Below are 18,892 nucleotides of genomic sequence, written 5' to 3'. Positions count from 1 at the left end.
AGAGACCTACTTGGCCGCGTCGACTTCCGTTCCCTCGAACTGAATCTTGGTCGTCTCTCGATCGAGCAGCGGCTTGAGTTCATACACATTCGTGTAGCCGTAATTGTGCAGCACGATGAATGTATGAATGTTGAGCGAGGCTCGAAATCCCTTGGGGCCGAAGGCGACCGGCGCGTTCTTAAAGTTGTTGTTGCAGTAGATCAACACACGGGTATCTTTGGTCGGGATGACCTTGGCGAGCGCTTCTTCGGTCACGTCAGGAAAGGTCAGATTGACTGCTCTTCTTGCGTGGAGCAGTTTGTACTTCTCGACGCTCCGCGCGTCGAGGATGACGGTTTCCGGATCATGCGACATCCGGATGAAGTCGTCTTCCGAAACGCGGCGCAGTTCGCGGATCTCCTGGACCAATTTCACTTCTTTCAAGAAGCCATCGACGTCGATGCGTGGGTTCTCAAGCGACGCGTCCCCAAAACCGCCAGAAGGTTGCAGTGCGAGCAGGCTTCGCGGCTGTTCGGGTCGATACTTCTCCACCTCCACTTCCAGTCCGGCAAACTCGATTTTGGTCGCATGTCGATCCAAGAGGGGTTTCAGCTCATAGACGTTCGTGTAGCCGTAGTTATGGAGCTGGTTGTAGGTATGCAGGTTGAGCGAAGCGACCGGCCGCTTGAACGCGAACGCTTCGGGAGCGTTCTCAAAGTTGTTGTTGCAGTAGATCAGCACGCGCGTCTCTTTGGTCGGAATCACCTTGGCCAACGCTTCGGCGGTGATTTCGGAGAAGGGAAGGCTGACCGCCCCTTTTACATGCAGCAGTTTGTATTTCTCTGCGCTACGGCAATCGAGCACGACCGTCTGCGGATCCTTCGCCATTTCGATAAACTGGTCCTCGGAGACGCGACGATTTTCCCGGATCCCACGAACCACTTCGGCCTCTTTCGCAAAGCCGTCGTAGTCGATCAGCGGGTTGGCCAGTTCGGCCGCAGGGGCCTCGCTTGGCGAAATCGACAGGGAGACCAGCAGTCCCGCGACCAAGAGGCCGCCGATAGCAACCAGGGAAATGGCTATCACTCGCATCGATTTTCTCCTCGAAAAGGGAGCAGATCGGGAATCTGCGTTTGGCGCGCAGCAAGGCTTATGTAGTTGGAGACGAAGCAGCGAGGGGGAGCGTTTTCGTCAATTCGCCTTTTTTAAGAAACGTAGGGTGGGTGGAACAAGCGCGCAGAGCTGGATTTAGCTGTCTTGCTGGGAATCGCTTGTGCAACCCACCTTTCGCTTGCCAGCGTATTGTTGGGTTTTGCTGCGCTGTACCCGACCTACTGGGCTAACGCATTGCGGCAGGCATGGCCTGCCCTACGCTTCAACGGAAAGTGTCAGTACTTCGCGATTTTTGGATGGGGCGAAGGACCTTTAAGGCGAAGGTCGCCGCCGCAACGAACGAGAAGAATAGTATCGGATGCCAGAGGTTCACCATCAAAGTCCATAGCTTCCATTCGACCGTTTCAAAGTAGCGATAGTAAATGCCTGCGATGGGGCCGAACCGTTCATTGCGGATGAAGTTCGGATACGTGTTCCCGTCCGCGTCGACCAGCGCGATGATGCTGCCGTGGTACGGGCCATATTCGGCATCGTTAAAGAAGATGATCTCCGAATTGAGACCATGCCCCCAAACGCCCACGTGAAAATCATCTTGCAAGGAGACGAATCCTTGCGAAGTGGGGACGACGTAGCCGAGGAGAAAGAGAGTAACGGAGATGACCAACAGCACGGTCGATAGGAGCATCACGGAGTTGATTACTCGATTCGCCACGAGGTCTGCGCCCAGAGATTACGATTTAATTGGACCGGCTTGCCCATGAAGCTACCACGGGATTACGAAAAGTCGCAACGATTTGGTATTTAAGGAGGCGTAATCGCGACGCCGCCCATCGATGTAATGCGTCCGCATTTCGGCAGGCATGGCCTGCCCTACCCTCCAACGTAGCGTGAATAGAGCGTTCTGGCGACGGTCGGCTCCGTCGTGCCAGCGATGATCGCTCGGCCGTCGGGGAAGATCGTCAGGACGTAGTCGTCGACGTGGAGGCGGAGAAGATATGGGTTCTTTTCAACGCGGCCGACGCCGGCGAGTTTTTCGGCGAGCGCTTCAAGCGAAACGCTCGGGCGATCGGGAAAGCTGATTTGGACGGCGTTGCGGCCGCAGAGGACGGTCGAATGGCCGCCGAGTTCGCCCCGGAGCCACTCATATTTCTGCTGTCCGCACGCGGGACAATCGGCGTTGTCCTGCAAGTTGTCGAGTTTTACTTGGCGCCAGCGGTTTTCCCAGAGGTCGATCACCACCAGGTCGCGCTGCACGGCGTCGCGATTGCCGGAGAGGAGCTTGATCGCTTCCAGCGCTTCGAGCGATGCGACGACGTTGACGATCGGCGCGACGACGCCGGCCGTGTCGCAGGTCGGGGTCATTTCGGCCGGAGGAGGTTCCGGCATCAAGCAGCGGAAGCAAGGAGTTTCGCCTGGCAGGATTACCATCATTCGCCCTTCGGCGCCAACGCAGCCGCCGTAGATCCAGGGAACGCCCAGCTTCAGCGACGCGTCGTTCAGCAGAAAGCGAACGCCGAAGTTGTCGGTGCCGTCGATGATCACGTCGACGCCGGCGGCGAGATCTTCGATGTTGTGGTAGTCGACGTCGCAGACGTGCGGCTCGATCGTGATCTCGGAGTTGATCTCACGAAGACGCTTTTCGGCGGCGACCGCTTTCGGCAGACGATCGCGGACGTCTTGCTCGGTGTAGAGAACCTGACGCTGAAGGTTATTCCATTCGAGGAAGTCGCGATCGACGATCCGCAACGTGCCGACGCCGGCGCGAGCTAACGTTTCCGCAATCACGCTTCCGAGCGCGCCGAGTCCGACGACCAGCGCCGTACCGGCGGCAAGTTTCGCCTGTCCTTCGGCGCCAATCGCGTAATACGCGGTCTGCCGGGCATATCGATCATCCGGTTTGGCGGCCTCTTCGCTCATCGCACGCTCCCGACCCAGAGGCCGCTAAAGTTCGACGCCCCGACGACTTCGGCCGCCAATCGATCGCATTCCAGTCGCAACTCGGCCGGAGTAACCGCCGCCGCCGATTGACAGCGCCACAAGATCTCCGGCGCGTCGACCGTTGGCGTCGCGATCGCTTCGTTATTTTCCAGGCAATTGATCACCACATCGGCCCAGTCTGGCGTCGCTTCTTCTCCCAGGCAAGCCAGCGGCAAGTGAGGCGCGAACTGTTTGGCGTCGTGCAGTTCGATTCTGCCTGGCAAGATCGCCATCGAGACCGACGCCCACGCGGCTAATCGAGCCACTTCACCGCGGATATCAGCATGCCGAGCGTCAGAGAGATCGGCGATCAGGTAAAGGCCTTCCCGCAGAGCACGCTCGCAAAGCGCTTGCGTCGGCTGTTCGACGATCGCGGCAAGCCCGGTTTCACGCCACGCTTCGAAGTCGTTCAGATCTTCTTGCGTCGCCGCAGCGGCACGGAGGACGAAGCGATGATCTTCCAGCCAGAGATTTGATCCGCGGACATGCAGATCGCGCAGGCCGAACGGCTGCGGCGCACCGCTCAAGCGATAACAGTTGGGCGTCCGCGGCGTCCAGAAGTTCGGCTCGGGCAGGACCGCGCGAAACGGCGCTGGTCCACCCTCAAACTTTTCGACCCGATACTTGGCGGTCAGCGTTTGGGCCCGCATGTTGGTCGGGCCTTCGATCCGCGTCTCAGCGTTTACCGGACCGTCGATCCAAAGTTCGACGCGGGCCTCGGAGGTGGCTCCTTGGCGGATGGTCCAAGGATTGGCGAGCGAATCGGGAGTCATCGCGACTCCTTCTATTCTCTGGGAGCGAGCCGTACGCCGGAGCGCGACAAGAGCGCTTCGGCCAAGGCGCGTCCGGTGGGGGAGTTCTGGTTCTGGGCGATCTCTTCCGGGGTGCCGGTTGCGATGACCATGCCACCCTCGTCGGCGGCTCCAGGGCCCATGTCGATGATGTAGTCGGCCGCCATCATCATGTGCAGGTTATGCTCGACGACGATCAGCGAGTGACCGACTTGCAGCAGCGAGTTGAAGCAGTCGAGCAGCTGCGCGATGTCGGCGAAGTGCAAACCGGTGGTCGGTTCATCGAGTAGGAAGAGGGTGCGACCGCGCTTCGAAGAAGCGAGATAGCCGGCCAACTTCAAACGCTGCGCTTCCCCCGCCGAGAGCGTGTTGGCTGGTTGGCCAAGTCGCAGGTAATCGAGCCCGACGTCGATCAGACGTTGCAGTTTGGCTTGCACCTTCGGCTGACCACGGAAGAAGACGAACGCTTCGCGGATCGTCATGTTCAGCACTTCGGCGATGTTCTTGCCGCGGTACAAAACTTCCAGCACGTCCTTCTTGTAGCGCCGCCCTTTGCACTCGGGGCACTTCATGTAGACGTCGGCCAAAAACTGCATGTCGATCGCGATGTGACCATCGCCGTCGCACGCGTCGCAGCGTCCGCCGGCCACGTTGAAGCTGAAGTGGCTCGCGGTGAAGTTGTGGGTGCGGGCCTGGACGGTCGCGGCGAAGACGGTGCGGATTTCGTCGAACGCTTTGATGTAGGTGACCGGGTTCGAACGCGGCGAACGGCCGATCGGGCTTTGGTCGACCAGCACGACGTCGTCGATCTGACCGTCGCCAAAGACGTCGTCGCAGTCGAGCGGCTTCGGCGCCTCTTTTCGCTTGCGGCGGCAAAGGGCCGGGTAGAGCGTGTTATCGACCAGCGTACTTTTGCCGGCGCCGCTGACGCCAGTCACGACGCAGAGAACGCCGAGCGGAAACTCAACTTCGATGTTCTTCAGGTTGTTGCCGCGGGCGCCTTTGATGCGGACGCGTCCGTGCGTGGTGTCGCGGCGCTTTTCGAGATGGATCACCTTACGGCGTCCCATCAGGTAGTCGCCGGTCAGCGTTTCTTCGGAGGTGAGCAGCTCTTGCGGCGTTCCCTGGAAGACGATTTCGCCGCCACGTTCGCCGGCGCCGGGGCCGAACTCGACGATCTCGTCCGCACGACGAATCATCGACTCTTCGTGTTCGACCAGCACGACGGTATTCCCGCGGCGATTCAAATCTTGAATCGCGCCAGCCAGACGTTCGACGTCGATCGGATGCAAGCCGACCGACGGTTCGTCAAAGACGTAGAGCATGTTGACCAGACTCGAACCGAGCGTGCTGGTCAAAGCGACGCGTTGCGCTTCGCCGCCGCTCAAGGTGCGAATCGTCCGGTCGAGCGACAAGTAGCCAAGGCCGACGACGTTCAGGTACTTCAAGCGATCGAGCAACTGCGTCAGGACCTGGCGAGCGACCGCCTGATCACGGGGCGAGATCGGGAGCGACTTGAAGAACTCGTAGGCGTCGCGGATCTTCATCGTCGAGACTTCGGCGATGTTCTTACCGCCGATGCGGACTGCGAGCGATTCGGGACGGAGACGCTGCCCATGGCACGCTTCGCAATCGCGGAAGCTGCGCCAGCGGCTGAGGAAGACGCGGAGGTGCATCTTGTACTTGCGCCGTTCCAGCCATTGGAAGAAGCCCTTCAGGCCGCCGAATTCACGCTCCGGCACCCCTTCGCGAATCAGACGGAGATGGTCTTCGGTCAATTCGCGGAACGGAACGGTGGTCGGAATGCCATAGTCAGGCGCGAGCGCCAGCAGCTCTTCCAGCTCGTGATGGTAGGCCGGCGTGTTCCAGGGCGCGATCGCGCCGTCAGCCAGCGACTTGCTGACGTCAGGGACGATTAGGTCCATGTCCATGTCGATCACATTGCCGAAGCCTTCGCAGGCCTGGCAAGCGCCGAGCGGACTGTTGAAGTTGAAGAGCCGCGGCTCAGGCTCGATGAATTCTTTGTTGCACGTCTCGCAGCGGAGCTGGTTGCTGTAAACGTGTCGACGCCAGGGACGGCCGTCGATCTCTTGGAGCGAGCTCGCGTCGGCGACGCCGTTCTGCTCTTCCGACTCGACTAGCAGTTGGCAGACCCCTTCGCCATGCAGGAAGGCGGTCTCGAGCGATTCCTGCAAACGCTCCGCTTTCAGCCCTTCGCCGGAGAGGCGGTCAGCGATCGCTTGGACCGGGCCGCCGTTCAGTTGCTGCGAATCGCTGGTCAGGTTGAGCGTCTTCTGGCCGGAGATGACGCGGACGAAGCCATCTTCGCGGAGATCGGCGACGACTTGGTCCCACGATTCTTCTTTGTCGGGGGCGACCGGGAAGGTGAGCATCATCCGTCCGGGGAAGTTCATTTCCAGGATGCGCTGGGCGACGTCTTGCGGGGTGTCGCGCTGGATCTTCGCGCCGCAGCACGGGCAGATGATCTCGCCGATCTTGGCGAACAGCAGGCGGAGGTAGTCGGTCGTTTCGGTCGCGGTGCCGACGGTTGAGCGATTGGATCGCGAATCGTTACCGCGGGTCACGGCCAGCGCTGGCGGGATCCCTTCGATCGATTCGGCGGCGGGCTTTTCCAGCCGTTCGAGAAACTGCCGCGTGTAGGCCGAAAAACTTTCGATGTAGCGGCGCTGCCCTTCCGCATACAACGTATCGAGGGCCATACTGGTTTTGCCGCTGCCGCTGACGCCGCAGAAGACGAATAGCTTGCGATGTTCGAGATCGAGGTCCACTTTTTTCAGGTTGTGGACTTCGACGCCTCGGAGTTGAATCGACGTGTTGGGCAACTCTGGCTCCTCCCCACTCTCTCTCAACGCGCGTCGGCGGCGACCATAGAATCCTTCATCTTACCCCCGGCTCGGCGGTCAAGATAGTAGCGCACTGGGCCCGCATATTGCCCGCCCCCCGGCAGTCCGATAGAGTGTCGCAGAGAGGGTCTGGTCGGGACCCGCGTCGTCCAAACGCAATGCCCGCGTCTCGTCAGGTTGCTATTCGTCGGAACCGCTTTCCCTGTCGCTGCTTGCGGCTACAGGGCCATGCCCAGCCGGGTGGCTAAATGGGTGGCGGAAAGGGGCCGATTCGTCCAGCCGCACGGGTTTACGCGAGTGTTGGCCAAAACGGGGATCTTGGCGATTTGCAGCGTCTTGGCGATCATGACCGACCAGTCCTCGGCTAGGGGCATTACCAAAATTGCGTCCCGAAAACGAAATCCAGAAACCGCCGCGGACCCCTCCACGGACCACTACCAGCGAGAAACAGAATGAAAGTTCAGCACTTCGAGCAATCAACCGCCAATCCGGTTCACATGGAAGGGGCGACCGGCTGCCAGGTTCGGCAGTTGATCAACGACAAAGATGGCGCCCCCAACTTTGCGATGCGTCAGTTTGAAGTGGCGCCCGGCGGTCACACGCCGAAGCACCATCATCCCTACGAGCACGAAGTCTACGTGATCGCCGGCAACGGCGTGGTGATGGAAGGGGAACAGCCGCGCGAGATTAAAGCAGGTGACGTCATCTACGTCGCTCCGGACGAAGTCCATCAATTCCAGAACGTGGGAGAAACTCCCCTGAAGTTCCTTTGCCTGGTTCCGAACGCGGCCAACAACGCCCAGTTCGTCGCCAAGCCGGAATGCGCTGAGTAACGCTCGCATCGCTCGTCTCCATCACGCGAAGGATATCGTATGGCAGCCGTCCAAGAAGAGATTGATCAACTCCGGGCCGAAATTCGTCGCCACGACCGTATGTATTACGTCGAGGCGCGACCCGAGATCACCGATCTCGAATACGACAAGCTGCTTAATCGCCTGAAGCATCTGGAGGCGGAGAATCCGCAGCTGATCACGCCCGACAGTCCGACGCAGCGAATCGGCGATGCGCCGGTCGAGCATCTGACGCAAGTTGCGCATCGGGTGCCGATGTTGTCGATCGACAACACGTACAGCCTCGAAGAGCTGCGGGCCTATGGCGATCGAATTCAAAAGCTGTTGCCGGACGAAAAGATCGAGTGGGTCGTCGAGCTGAAGATCGACGGCGTCGCCGTTTCGGTGTTGTACGAAAATGGGTTGCTCGTCCGCGGCGTGACGCGCGGCAATGGTCAGGTCGGCGACGATATTACGCATAACGTCCGCACGATCAAAGATATTCCGTTGCAACTTGTCGGCGACGACGTGCCGCCGGTTTTGGAAGTGCGCGGCGAAATCTACATGACTAACGACGAGTTATCGCGGATCAACGAACGTCTGGCCGCCGCCGGCGAAGCGCTTTACAAGAACACCCGCAACGTCGCGGCCGGCAGCATTCGCTTGCTCGATCCACGGATTTGCGCCGAGCGCAACTTGCGGATGTTCACCCACGGCGTCGGCTACGTCGAAGGGCTCAAGAGCCAATCGCACATTGAGTTTCTGAACGAGCTGAAAGGGTACGGTCTTCCCCCAACTCCCAATGTCGAAGCGTTCCCCGATTTTGACGCTGCGGTCGCGCATTGTGAGGCGCTGGTCGAGACGCTGCAGGACTTGCCGTTTGAAGTGGACGGGCTCGTGCTGAAGGTGAATCGCTTTGAACAGCGCGAACGTCTGGGAAGCACCACCAAGAGCCCGCGGTGGGTGATCGCCTACAAGTTTGAAAAGTACGAAGCGATCACCACGCTGAATGAGATTCGGGTCCAGGTCGGCAAGACCGGGACGATCACGCCGGTTGCGGAACTCGAACCGGTCGAACTGGCCGGAACGACCGTCTCGCGATCGAGCCTGCACAATGCGGAGCAAATCGAGCGGCTTGATATTCGGGTCGGCGACGTCGTGGTGGTCGAAAAAGCGGGGAAGATCATTCCGCATATCGTCCGGGTCGAAATGCACGAGCGGAAGGAGGAACTGCCGAAGTTCGAGTTTCCGACCGAATGTCCCATCTGCGGCACGACGCTTGTGAAAGACGAGGGGGGCGTTTACATCCGCTGCCCCAATCGCGAGTCTTGCCCGGCCCAGCTGAAGGAGCGAATCCGTTACTTTGCGACGCGGAACGCGATGGATATCGAAGGGCTGGGAGACAAGCTGGTCGACCAACTGGTCGTCGACGAATTAGTAAGTAGTTATGGCGATATCTATCGACTGACCGCGGATCAGCTGTCGAGTCTCGAGCGGATGGGGAAAAAGTCGAGCGATAACCTGGTCGCCGCAATCGAAGGAAGCAAAGAGCGGGGGCTCTCCCGATTGCTGAATGCGCTCTCGATTCGCCACGTAGGCGGACGAGTCGCTCAACTCTTGGCGCGGCACTTCGTCACCATTGACGCCTTGATCAGCGCGTCCGAAGAGGAAATCGCCGCCGTTGACGAAATCGGCCCGATCATCGCGGCCAGCGTTCATTATTTCTTCTCGGGAGACTTCGGGAAGGAGACGATCGCCGATCTCCGCGAACTTGGTCTCAAAATGAGCGAGGATGTCCCCGACGCGGGCGCCTTGGCCGCAGCGGTTTTCGCCGGCAAGACCATTGTTGTGACCGGAACGCTGGTGAAATATGGTCGAGACGAGATCCAAGAACTGATTGCGAAGCACGGAGGCAAAGCTTCATCGAGCGTTTCGAAGAAAACGGACTTTGTCGTCGCCGGAGAAAAGGCGGGGAGCAAGCTCACCAAGGCCCAACAATTAGGGGTAAAAGTCTTAACAGAGGAAGAGTTTGAAGTTCTTCTTGCAGGCAGTAAGGCCCCCCAAGTCGACTGATTTTATATAAATTCGCCGTATTTTCCCCTGCGGACAAATTTTTTTGTCCGCCATCTCCCTGCGGATCCGCTTAGATAAGTAGGCCACACGGAAGCCAACTTCGTAATTGATTCAAATGGCTCTTTTGGGGAATAGGGGCATGCGGATTGTAACTGTGGGGAAGCGGGATCGTTCTCCCGCGTGGTATCGATGCCATCGATGCCAGACTGTCGTCGCTTCGATGCGACCTGTTAACGATCACATTCACTGCGATCATTGCGGCCAAGAATTGGACGAAGATGATGAGATCGCGATCGTCCATCCGTTGGAGCGACGACCGCCTTCGCAGAACTAAGTTTCCAGAACGCAGGTTTTTCTGCCGGGTTCTGATGTGTGTGTGAAAAGGGCGTCGATGTGCTGCGGCGCCCTTTTCATTTTCTTGCGACAGCCTTCTTACTTGCTGTCGGTGTTGATGTCTTTCAAGCTGCGTCCCAGACGTTTGGTACGCGGGCCAGCCGTGGCGGTACCGGTCGTCGAAGCGCTGATCGACTTACGCGCCGCAGCCGTTTCGCCGACATTGCCCATCAGGCCCAGGAAGTCGCTCTTCCCTTGTTCCTGTTCGACCGGCATTCCGATTTGCTCAACCGCGTCGTTCACGCCGAGCAGGACCGCCTGCTTCACGCCGTCGCGCATCCACTGAAAGAAATTGAAGTTATTTGTCATGCTCGCTCCCTTGTTTGCAAAGTCGCCCGATTCAATCGGCCCGGGAGCGTAGCAACCTCTGGAAAGCGCGCCTAGACGAATCGTATTCCGAGTCGAATTCCCGCAATTGTGCTAGCACCGACTTAATCGAATAAGAAAGGGTGGAAAATTGGTGATAGGGAGTCGATAAGGTAAGCAGGGAAGTTTGCGTGGAGATGCGCAACAGCTGAATTACCGGTAGGAGACGGAACGTGGCGGCGGAAAACCAGGCAGGACGACATAGCGAGAATGTCAACCAGCAGGAGCCTTTTTCGTGGGGCGCCTTTTCGTTCGGAATCATTTTTGGCGTGGTCTTGCTCTACATCGTGATTGTGCGTCCGGCGCAAAGCGATTCGCAGGCCCTGGAAATGCGGATCTCGCGACTCGATCGCACCTTAAAGGAATTGGTCGCCTTTAAGTCGAGCGTGAAGGAGACGAACGACCTGATGTCGTCGCTCCAACAGCAAGCCGAGCAAAATGCCGCCGCTCGCGCTTCGCTCGAATCGCTAGAGAACATCCGCTGCCAACTGGCCGCCAGCCAAACTGATTTCCGACAAGTCGAGGTGGCCCTTCAAAGGCTTGATCGCCTGCAGCAACGCTTAAATGATCAAGCTAAGGCCGCCGCCGCGTCCGTCCGCGTCGTCGAGAACATCGACTACATCCACCGCACCCTGCTCGAACAAGATGCGCTCACCCTCGATGCGATCGCGGCCCTAACCAACGCCGACAACCTTCGCAGCCAGGCCCAGCGAGTCGAAAGCGATCTGGCTCGTACCGAAGTGACGCTCGATCGGGTTGCGTCACTGCATCGCCGCATGCAGGATCAATACCCGGCCGCCCTGGCCGCCGAACAAACGCTCAACCAAATGCTGAACGCCCAGTCGCGAATCGCGATGGCCAATCGTGATCTGGCCGCGACCGACCGCGCCGTAAACGGTTTGCTGCGACTGCAGAGCAAAACGCTCGGCGCCGCCGGCGATATGCAGCAGGCCGATATGCTGATCGACAACGTGCTGGCGATTCCGGCTGAGTTGGCCAAGGTCTCGCAGCATGACTACGTCGCCAGCCTGGAAAACAACCTTGGTTCGCTGTCGCAGCTGCTCAACAAGGTGCTCGCTTCGCAGTCGCAATCGCGTCAGGCTGACATGTTGCTAGAGAACATGCTCGCTCGCCAGGAAGAAATCATTCGTTCGGCCAACGAAGGACGTCGGGCCGACATGGTCCTGGGTAACATGTTGGGCCTGCAAGGCGATTTGCTCGCTGCACTCCCCCAGTCGCGTCAGGCCGACAACGCTTTGCACAACATGCTGGGGATTCAGGATGAAATCGTCGCCGCGGCGCCGCAAGCCCGGAAAGCGGACATGGTCCTCGGCAACATGCTTCGCTTGAACGACGACATCGTCCAGTCGCGCACCAATGCGATCGCCGCCGACATCGCCCAACAGAACATCTTCGCCCTGCAACAAGAGCTGGTGATGGCCGCGCCGATGACGATGCGAGCTCGCCAGGTGGCCGGCGACATGATGCGAATCGAAGCGGAACTCATTTGCCAGGCCGGCGACAGCTACGAAGCCCGCGAAACGCTGGACGAACTGGTTTCGCTTCGGAGCGAGATTTCGGCCAGCAGCCGCGACGTCGACTCGGCGTTGGCTTCGCTTCGCCAGCTGATGACGCTGAAGGATCGAGTGCTGGAGTCTTCGGCGCCGTCCCGCGAAGGGTTCTACTCGTGGGCGAAAGCGGTCAGCGGCGCCTTGGCGAGCGGCGGCAGCGTCGTCGTGACGATTCGCCCGCACGAACTGCAAAACATGGCTGACCTCTCTTTCGGAGAAGATCAGCAGGCGATCGCCCGCCAGATTTCGGGAGCGATGTTGCGATAGCCGACAACGAAGAGTGAAAACAGCGGCCGGAGGTCACGCTCTGCTGCTGCAAGGGAGTTCTCTTTTCCCCGATGAGAACTCCCTTTTTTTATGCGCTACCGCCAGGAAGACTTGAGGCCGAGCTGCATTTGGATTTCTTGGTGGACCGCGTCGGCCGGTTGCATGCCGTCGACTTCCAGGACCAGCTCCTTGCGGCGAAACAGATCGAGGATCGGCGCCGTTTTCTCGTGGTAGGTTTTCAGCCGATCGGCGACGGCGCCCGGCGTATCGTCCGGACGTTGCGTCAGCGGAGCGCCGCAAACGTCGCAGATGTCCATATTGCGGGGGCGATGGTGGATCAGGTTGTAGTCGAGCCCGCAGCCGCTGCAGAGACGCCGCGACAGCACGCGCTCGCGCACCACATCGTCCGGCACGACGATATGGATCACCGCGTCGATGTCGTACGATTCGAGAAAGAATTCGGCCTGAACGGCGTTTCGCGGAAAGCCGTCCAGAATATACCCAAAGTTCCAGTCATGTTCGGCCAGGCGGCTTTTGACGACGTCGGCGACGATATCATCGCTGACCAGTTCGCCATGGCTGATCAATCGCTGCACGCGGGCCGCCAACTTCGTGTGGTTGGCGATATTCCAGCGAAAGATGTCGCCGACGCTAATATGCGCCAGATCGTACGCTTTGCAGAGGAGCTTGGCCTGGGTCCCTTTGCCGCACCCTTGGACGCCCATGATGATATATTTTCGCATCGCTCGACTCGCAACAGATTCTCGCGCCGCGGGTTGGTCCGAATCCGGCGCAGCGACCCGGAAAAAGGGGCTCTAGCGGCATTCGAGCAGACGAAGCGAGCGGCGAAAAGTCGCTTTTGGGCGAATTCATAAAAAAACAAGAGGGAGCTTTGCAGCTCCCCCTTGTTTCAACCGGCCTTCCCCCAAAGCGCCGAGATGTATGCAGTCTTTTTCCTCGTTATCCCAATCGTGCGAGGTAGTAGTTGTTGATGATGTCGTGGTCCAGTTGGCGGATGTCGACCTGGGCGAATCCCGCGGCGATCAACATTTCTTCCGCCAATTCCTCGCCCCAGGCGGCGCCTAGTCCCATGCCGCCCTGGGCGAGGGAAACGCTCATGCAGTGCATGCACGAGATCGTATAAATGAACGCGCCCAGCGGCTGGTCGATGTTCTTTTCGACGAAGCTCGAAGCGCGAATGTCCTGCATCAAAAAGATCCCGTCGCGACGCAGGGCGCTCGATACGTTTCGCAGCACCTTGTCGGGATAGGCCTGATCATGGATTGCGTCGAACGCGGTGATCAGGTCGAAGCGATCTTTTTCTTCCAGTTGCGATACGTCGCGGACTTTCAGGATCAGGTTCGGTAAGACTTTCTCTTCCGCTGCGCGGCGACCGGCGACGATTGCGTCGGCACAGAGGTCATAACCGACGAAGCGACTGTTCGGAAACCGTTCGGCCAACAGGATCAGCGCTTTGGCCGAGCCGCAGCCGATATCGAGGACGTCGATCCCCTGCTCTAGCTTGTCATGCAAGCCGTCGACCAGCGGAAGGATATGATCGATCATCGCCGAAACGGTCGTCTGGGCGCTCTCTTCGGCCATCACGTCATGAAAGCGATGGAACTCGTGATAACAGACGCCGCCGCCGTGGGTGAACTTGTCGACGACCTGCGTTTCGACGTAACCAAGGACCGCGATCCACTGGGCGACCGACGCCAGGTTCGACGGCGTCGCGGCTCGGGTGAGCAGCGCCGCATGTTCGGCCGGCAAGCGATAACTACGATCTGCGCGATCAAAGTCGATCACCTTGGCCGCGACGAGGGCGTTCAGCCATTCGCGGACGTAGCGTTCGTTCAGCCCTGCGGCCCACGCGATTTCTTCGCTGGTCGCCGGCGGCATTTCGGCCATCGTGTCGAATAGCCCGGTCCGATGTCCGATCGAAGACATCAGCATCATCGCGGCGCCGTTCATCGCGTCCAAAAAACGAGCGGCGAACGATTCCATTTTCGCCGAATCCAATTCCATCGCTGTCGACATCACTTTCTCCCGTTCACGATTTGGCGACGGATCTGACCGCAGCGAAGCTGGCCAGTTCGCTTGCGGCCGGATACGTCGGGTTTTCGCCCGCCTTCAGGGCCTATCTCGCGAAGCGAAAGAGGTCGGCGTTTGTTACAAGATTTTTTTTCGCCGCATCGTCAGAAGCTCCGAATCCTGCGTTTGGAAGCCAAAACGCTCGTAAAACGGGGCCATATCCGCGGCGCAGGCCAGGGCAATCGTCTCGACGCTAGCTAGTCGCGGATGCGCAATTACCGCATTAATCAGACGCTGTCCGAGCCCTTTTCCGCGGTAGGCGGGATCGACGACGACGTCATACAGCATCGCCCGGTAGGTGAAGTCGGTCAGCAAACGGCAGAACCCGACCAGCCGGTCGTCAGCCGCTTCGTCAATCAGGGCGATAACCAGAGAACTGTGGCCCACGGCGATGCGAACGTCTTCCAGCTGACGACCGGGCGTCCACCAGAGGTTTTGAAAGAGTTCTGTGAGCTGAACGAGTTGCGCTTCGCAGAGCGCATCGACCTGGCGAATGGACATCGACGTTTCCCGGCGAAGAATTAGAACGTGGGGACCACGTGCTTCGGAGCGGAAAAGGGAGCGTCAGGTTCGCGGCCTAGGCGAAGGTAAAGCTGTGGGAGAATCGCATCGGCCAAGTCTAGTGCTGCTCAATCAGTTTGACTGGCCATGACTCGCACGCTCGACATACGAACACGTACTTCGTGAAATGATTGAAGTCGAACCGCATCGGTTTCAAAACGTCGAGCATAGCTTCCTGCGTTCGGTCGGAGTGATATGCGTTGACGGCCCAGCGATCTTCCAACGGGATCCAGCGCTGGTATGCGTCCATATTGGTGTATTCCCAGTCGGGCAGTTGCAGCAAGAAATCCATTTTCGCGCCGCAGTCGCAAGTCGGCGTGTCATCGTTTTGAATCCAATAGGGATGTCCTCCGATCTTCGTCGCAGGACAAGGACCGACTTCCTCTTGCTGATAGGTATCCCACATTTCTTCCGGCAGCGGATCGAGCAGTTCGTCGGGCAACATGCTGATTACCGGATACTCTCGCACACGTTCCGGGGAAATAGCGCAAGGTTGCGGAATGCATTGCTGAAACAGAAGGTATGATTCGATTACGTCGGATGCGTCAGTCGGCGGTTCAAAGTCAAGTCGTTCGACGATATCGTCCAGACTGCGCCAGAATGCGAACGGCGCTGGCGCCATCAGCTCGTCGCAGGCGTCCTCGGTGACGGGACACCACAAAAGTTGAAACAGATCGCTGCCTGGGCGAAATTCGACCTCTGGAAAATCGGCCGCGCGAAGTTGAACGACCGGCGCCAATATGGGCGGCTTGGTTGCATATTCGTGCCGTGAGTCATGGCATTGGGGCCAGGCTTCCGCCTTCGGCCAGACAAAGCGACCTCCGATCTTGGAGACGTCCTCCGGCACGTTGTCGCACGGCGTCGGATGAAGACGTATCGCGACTTTCGCCTGTGAAGCGATTCCCGGAATCATCGTCTCGATATTAATTTTCGCAGGTTCGGTCGACTTGGGCATTGTCAGTCTCTGGAAGACATCAGCTGTTTTTTCGCGTCAATTCCAACACATTCTGCGTGCAGGAAAACCGATAGCTGGTCGGCGACTCAGCGAAGTATTGTTCGACGTAGGCTTCCAAGTCGGCGGCGTCCGGCGGAGACTCCAGCGGCAGCATGTTCATCATGAACTCGGCGATCACATAAGCGTCCTTCAAGTTCTTGGTGGTGATGAAGGCGTCGATCGAATGCATGACGGCGTCAAAGTCTTCGCCGTGCGACTCTACAAATTGATCGCATAGCGGCTGCAGCGAAAACGTTTGCTCGCCAAAATGATCACGCATTTTCATGCAGTCGGTGTCGGGACGCTGGAGGATGATCCAGGCCTTGCCGCCCGGCTTTAGCCACGACGCGATCTGCTGCAGGTTGTCTTGCCACAGCTCTGGCTGAATGTAATAGAAGACATGCGAGCAAACGGCCAGGCTCGCCGACTGCGGCGGAACCTTGGCGCCGAGGATGCCATCGGCGATCGTCAGCACGTCGGGGCAATCGACTTTCAGTTGCTCCAGCAGATACGGATTCGGCTCGATGGCGATCACCGACCCGAAGCGATCAACCAGGTACTTGGTCAGCTCGCCGTTTCCTGCGCCCGCGTCAACCAAGACGTCGGTGTCGTCCAGCTTCTGAATCTCCGCATCCATCCAGGCCCGGGCGTTCACCTTTTGATCGGTGTTGGCGAGAAAGGTTTCAAACGCGACCCGGTAGTCGTCGGTATCGGAAAGAAATTTGCGAACTTTGGCGTTCATGGGGCTCTCGCTTGCGTTAGGGGGCGAAGTATTGCGCCGCTGGTGGACGGGCCAAGCAGAAAAGGGGCTACTCGACGTAGTATTACCTTCTGCGACGCGATCGCCAATGGAATTCTCGCTGGTTCCCCAATCCGCAGCGATTCGGCCAATCGCTTGCGCGAATATGACGGTGCTGTCGTCAGCCGGCGAATCGCTTCTATACTCAATAGCGCAAGGTTTTTTGTCGAGCTGATCCTGGTATGTCGCAAATCAAAGATCTTGACCAACTCAAAACGCGTCTGGCGGAAATCGCCCAGTCGCCGCATGAAATGACCGGTCGCTGGACTGCGGCGCAGATTTTTTATCATCTGGCGGCGGCGTTTGAAGGTTCGGTCGAAGGGTTGCCGCCCGGGTACAACTTTTTCGCGCGGTCGGTGCTGCGGCCGTTTCGCTGGTTTGTGACGCGGGTTCGTTTTCCGTGGGGGATTCCGATCCCAGCGTCGATCGCCGACAAACTCGCGCCCCCCAAGGACGCCGATCTGGCGGAGCAACACGCGCGGCTACTTCAAGCCATTGAGCGATTTGAGCGTCATGAAGGACCGCATCCGCCCCATCCTGTGCTGGGCGGTTTTTCGCACGACCAGTGGATCGGCTTTCACTTGCGGCATAGCGAACATCATTTGAAGTTTGTTCGCGTTCGAAATGGGTAGGGCAGGCCGTGCCTGCCGAAATGGAGACGTTTTCCACCTCGGCAGGCACGGCCTGCCCTACACGCTAGACCTTCGAGTTTAGTTTGCTGGTTTTACTTCGACGGGACGGCGCACGTTTCGGTGTCGGGGCATTGGTAGTCGAAGAACTTCCGTTCTTTGATGACCCGTGCGACCGGTTCGGGGACCATCTTTTCCCAGCTCGAATCGCATTCGCCGATCTTGCGCAACACCTCGCGTGAGAAAATCCCAAGGCATTCGCTGTCGTAGTTGTCGATGTTGTTGATCCCGCCTCGTCCCAGCAGGTAGCTGTACAAGGGCGCGAGTTCCGGTTTGATCTCCAGATTGTCGGCGGTCGTCAATTCGCCGGTCTTGGGATCGAGGAACGGATAGCAGTAGATCTTCAGGTCGTTCTTGAAGAGGCGGCCGAACGATTCGAGAATGCCGCCTGGCAGTTCGGTGTAATACTTCTCTTCAAACAGCTCTTTCAAGCTGGCGGCGCCCATCGTGATAGCGATCTTTTCTTTCGTGCATTGCGAAAGGTAGGCGCCCAGACGGAAGTATTCAAAGTAGTCGGAGATCAGCACGTTCATGCCGCACGCGGCCATGACGTCGGCGCGGGCGAGAAAGTCGCGGCGATCGATTTCGCCTTGCGCTTTCAGATTCCGCATCGTGATTTCCATCACCTGGGCGACTTCTTTCCCTTTGACGTCGGGCAGTTCCGAGAACTTCTCGTGGGCGCAACGGAGCATGTCGACATTGACGTTGCAGACCGGACGGAAGCTGCCGCGTTCGACCAGGATCGGTTTGCGGTAGAGGAATTCGGACGGCTGGAGCACGGTGCCGTTGGCGGCGAACATTGCGGCGCCGCTGAGGCCCAGCTCGACCAGTTTCAAGCTCATCAAGCGATTGTCGACGCGGCGGAAGGCGATCCCGGAGAACTCGATCATGTCGATTTCGATGCGGGAGGTCGACAGCCCGTCGAGGAGCGAATCGACCAGCAGTTCCGGCTCGTGGTTGAAGGCGAACGCGCCGTAGATCAGGTTCACGCCGACGATGCCGAGCGCTTCTTGCTGCAGCGCGGTCTCGTTGTCGAGCATTTTGACGTGGATGATGATCTGGCTATCTTCGTCGCGGGGATGGGCTTGGAACTTGATCCCCATCCAGCCGTGGCAGTCGGTGTTTCCTTTGTAGCCGCGAGCGGCGACCGTGTCGGCGAAGGCGAAGAAGGTGCTCGTTTCGCCGCGAGCTTCGGTCAAGCGTTCCAGGTTGAGCGCGTGCTCTTGGTCGAGCATCGCCTGGAGGCGTTCGCGACAGACGTAGCGAGCGGCGCGTCCGTAGATCGCGTCGCTAACTTGCATGTCGTAGGCGGACATACTTTTGGCGATGGTGCCGGCGCCGGCGCCAACGCGGAAGAACCAGCGAACCACTTCTTGGCCTGCGCCGATTTCGGCGAAGGTGCCGTAGCGGCGGGGGTCGAGGTTAACGCTGAGCGCCTTTTGGCGCGTTTCCATCGTCTTGATGTCGGAAGACTCGATCATCGGTTTGTGCACGTTCGAACTCGGTTTTGTCGGAGAGTGGGAGAGGAAACCGT

17 protein-coding genes are annotated in these 18,892 nt (G+C 58.8%); 4 read left to right on the top strand and 13 right to left on the bottom strand.

All coding sequences use genetic code 11. The annotated features are described in order from the left end of the window. Positions 1-6: 6 nt before the first annotated feature. From LOC68_RS14075 to LOC68_RS14050, 6 genes are all read right to left on the bottom strand, one after another. Complete coding sequence (locus LOC68_RS14075) at positions 7-1,071, bottom strand: rhodanese-like domain-containing protein (RefSeq protein WP_230219797.1); 1,065 nt, start codon at positions 1,069-1,071, stop codon at positions 7-9. Positions 1,072-1,354: 283 nt separating this feature from the next. Continuing rightward, positions 1,355-1,804: a hypothetical protein gene (locus tag LOC68_RS14070; protein ID WP_230219795.1), complete on the bottom strand. Its 450-nt coding sequence runs from the start codon at positions 1,802-1,804 to the stop codon at positions 1,355-1,357. A gap of 158 nt (positions 1,805-1,962) precedes the next feature. Then, positions 1,963-3,009, bottom strand: a complete 1,047-nt coding sequence (locus LOC68_RS14065) for a ThiF family adenylyltransferase (protein WP_230219793.1) — start codon at positions 3,007-3,009, stop codon at positions 1,963-1,965. Beyond that, complete coding sequence (locus LOC68_RS14060) at positions 3,006-3,842, bottom strand: hypothetical protein (protein ID WP_230219779.1); 837 nt, start codon at positions 3,840-3,842, stop codon at positions 3,006-3,008. Before LOC68_RS14060 ends, LOC68_RS14065 begins: the two co-directional genes overlap by 4 nt. An 11-nt stretch (positions 3,843-3,853) precedes the next feature. Beyond that, complete coding sequence (gene uvrA, locus LOC68_RS14055) at positions 3,854-6,703, bottom strand: excinuclease ABC subunit UvrA (protein ID WP_255670835.1); 2,850 nt, start codon at positions 6,701-6,703, stop codon at positions 3,854-3,856. A 239-nt stretch (positions 6,704-6,942) separates the two neighbouring features. Next, positions 6,943-7,098: a hypothetical protein gene (locus tag LOC68_RS14050; RefSeq protein WP_230219777.1), complete on the bottom strand. Its 156-nt coding sequence runs from the start codon at positions 7,096-7,098 to the stop codon at positions 6,943-6,945. A 78-nt stretch (positions 7,099-7,176) separates the two neighbouring features. On the opposite strand from LOC68_RS14050, the gene LOC68_RS14045 reads away from it, so the two are divergent. Further along, entirely contained in the window at positions 7,177-7,557 is a 381-nt protein-coding gene (locus LOC68_RS14045) for a cupin domain-containing protein (RefSeq protein WP_230219775.1), read from the top strand. A gap of 39 nt (positions 7,558-7,596) precedes the next feature. Continuing rightward, positions 7,597-9,627: an NAD-dependent DNA ligase LigA gene (gene ligA, locus LOC68_RS14040; protein WP_230219773.1), complete on the top strand. Its 2,031-nt coding sequence runs from the start codon at positions 7,597-7,599 to the stop codon at positions 9,625-9,627. 432 nt (positions 9,628-10,059) lie between these two features. Here the strand turns inward: ligA and LOC68_RS14035 are convergent, their stop codons facing one another. Continuing rightward, positions 10,060-10,329 (bottom strand): hypothetical protein, encoded by a 270-nt coding sequence (locus LOC68_RS14035; RefSeq protein ID WP_230219771.1) that lies wholly within the window; start codon positions 10,327-10,329, stop codon positions 10,060-10,062. Between the two features lie 230 nt (positions 10,330-10,559). Between LOC68_RS14035 and LOC68_RS14030 the strand changes: the two genes are divergently transcribed. Beyond that, the gene (locus LOC68_RS14030; RefSeq protein ID WP_230219770.1) at positions 10,560-12,224 is read left to right on the top strand and encodes a hypothetical protein; all 1,665 of its coding nucleotides are present in this window, start codon (positions 10,560-10,562) and stop codon (positions 12,222-12,224) included. Between the two features lie 95 nt (positions 12,225-12,319). On the opposite strand, the gene LOC68_RS14025 is transcribed toward LOC68_RS14030, so the two are convergent. The 5 genes from LOC68_RS14025 to LOC68_RS14005 form a co-directional block, all read right to left on the bottom strand. Then, positions 12,320-12,967: an adenylate kinase family protein gene (locus LOC68_RS14025; protein WP_230219768.1), complete on the bottom strand. Its 648-nt coding sequence runs from the start codon at positions 12,965-12,967 to the stop codon at positions 12,320-12,322. 217 nt (positions 12,968-13,184) lie between these two features. After that, a complete protein-coding gene (locus LOC68_RS14020) occupies positions 13,185-14,261 on the bottom strand; it encodes a class I SAM-dependent methyltransferase (protein WP_230219766.1) in 1,077 nt (358 codons plus the stop codon). A gap of 132 nt (positions 14,262-14,393) precedes the next feature. Beyond that, positions 14,394-14,816 (bottom strand): GNAT family N-acetyltransferase, encoded by a 423-nt coding sequence (locus LOC68_RS14015; protein ID WP_230219764.1) that lies wholly within the window; start codon positions 14,814-14,816, stop codon positions 14,394-14,396. Positions 14,817-14,934: 118 nt separating this feature from the next. Beyond that, a complete protein-coding gene (locus tag LOC68_RS14010) occupies positions 14,935-15,831 on the bottom strand; it encodes a DUF1963 domain-containing protein (protein WP_230219763.1) in 897 nt (298 codons plus the stop codon). Positions 15,832-15,850: 19 nt separating this feature from the next. Continuing rightward, positions 15,851-16,612 carry a class I SAM-dependent methyltransferase gene (locus LOC68_RS14005; RefSeq protein WP_230219761.1) on the bottom strand — a complete coding sequence of 254 codons (762 nt, stop codon included), beginning with the start codon at positions 16,610-16,612 and terminating at the stop codon, positions 15,851-15,853. 239 nt (positions 16,613-16,851) lie between these two features. Here LOC68_RS14005 and LOC68_RS14000 point away from each other — a divergent pair, with 239 nt between their 5' ends. Then, complete coding sequence (locus LOC68_RS14000) at positions 16,852-17,301, top strand: DUF1569 domain-containing protein (protein ID WP_230219759.1); 450 nt, start codon at positions 16,852-16,854, stop codon at positions 17,299-17,301. Positions 17,302-17,393: 92 nt separating this feature from the next. Here LOC68_RS14000 and LOC68_RS13995 read toward each other — a convergent pair whose 3' ends face one another. Next, the gene (locus LOC68_RS13995; protein ID WP_230225144.1) at positions 17,394-18,839 is read right to left on the bottom strand and encodes a TonB-dependent receptor; all 1,446 of its coding nucleotides are present in this window, start codon (positions 18,837-18,839) and stop codon (positions 17,394-17,396) included. Positions 18,840-18,892: the final 53 nt, after the last annotated feature.

It is taken from the genome of Blastopirellula sediminis (assembly GCF_020966755.1).
Taxonomy (GTDB): domain Bacteria; phylum Planctomycetota; class Planctomycetia; order Pirellulales; family Pirellulaceae; genus Blastopirellula; species Blastopirellula sediminis.
This window is presented reverse-complemented; position numbering and strand designations above follow the sequence as displayed.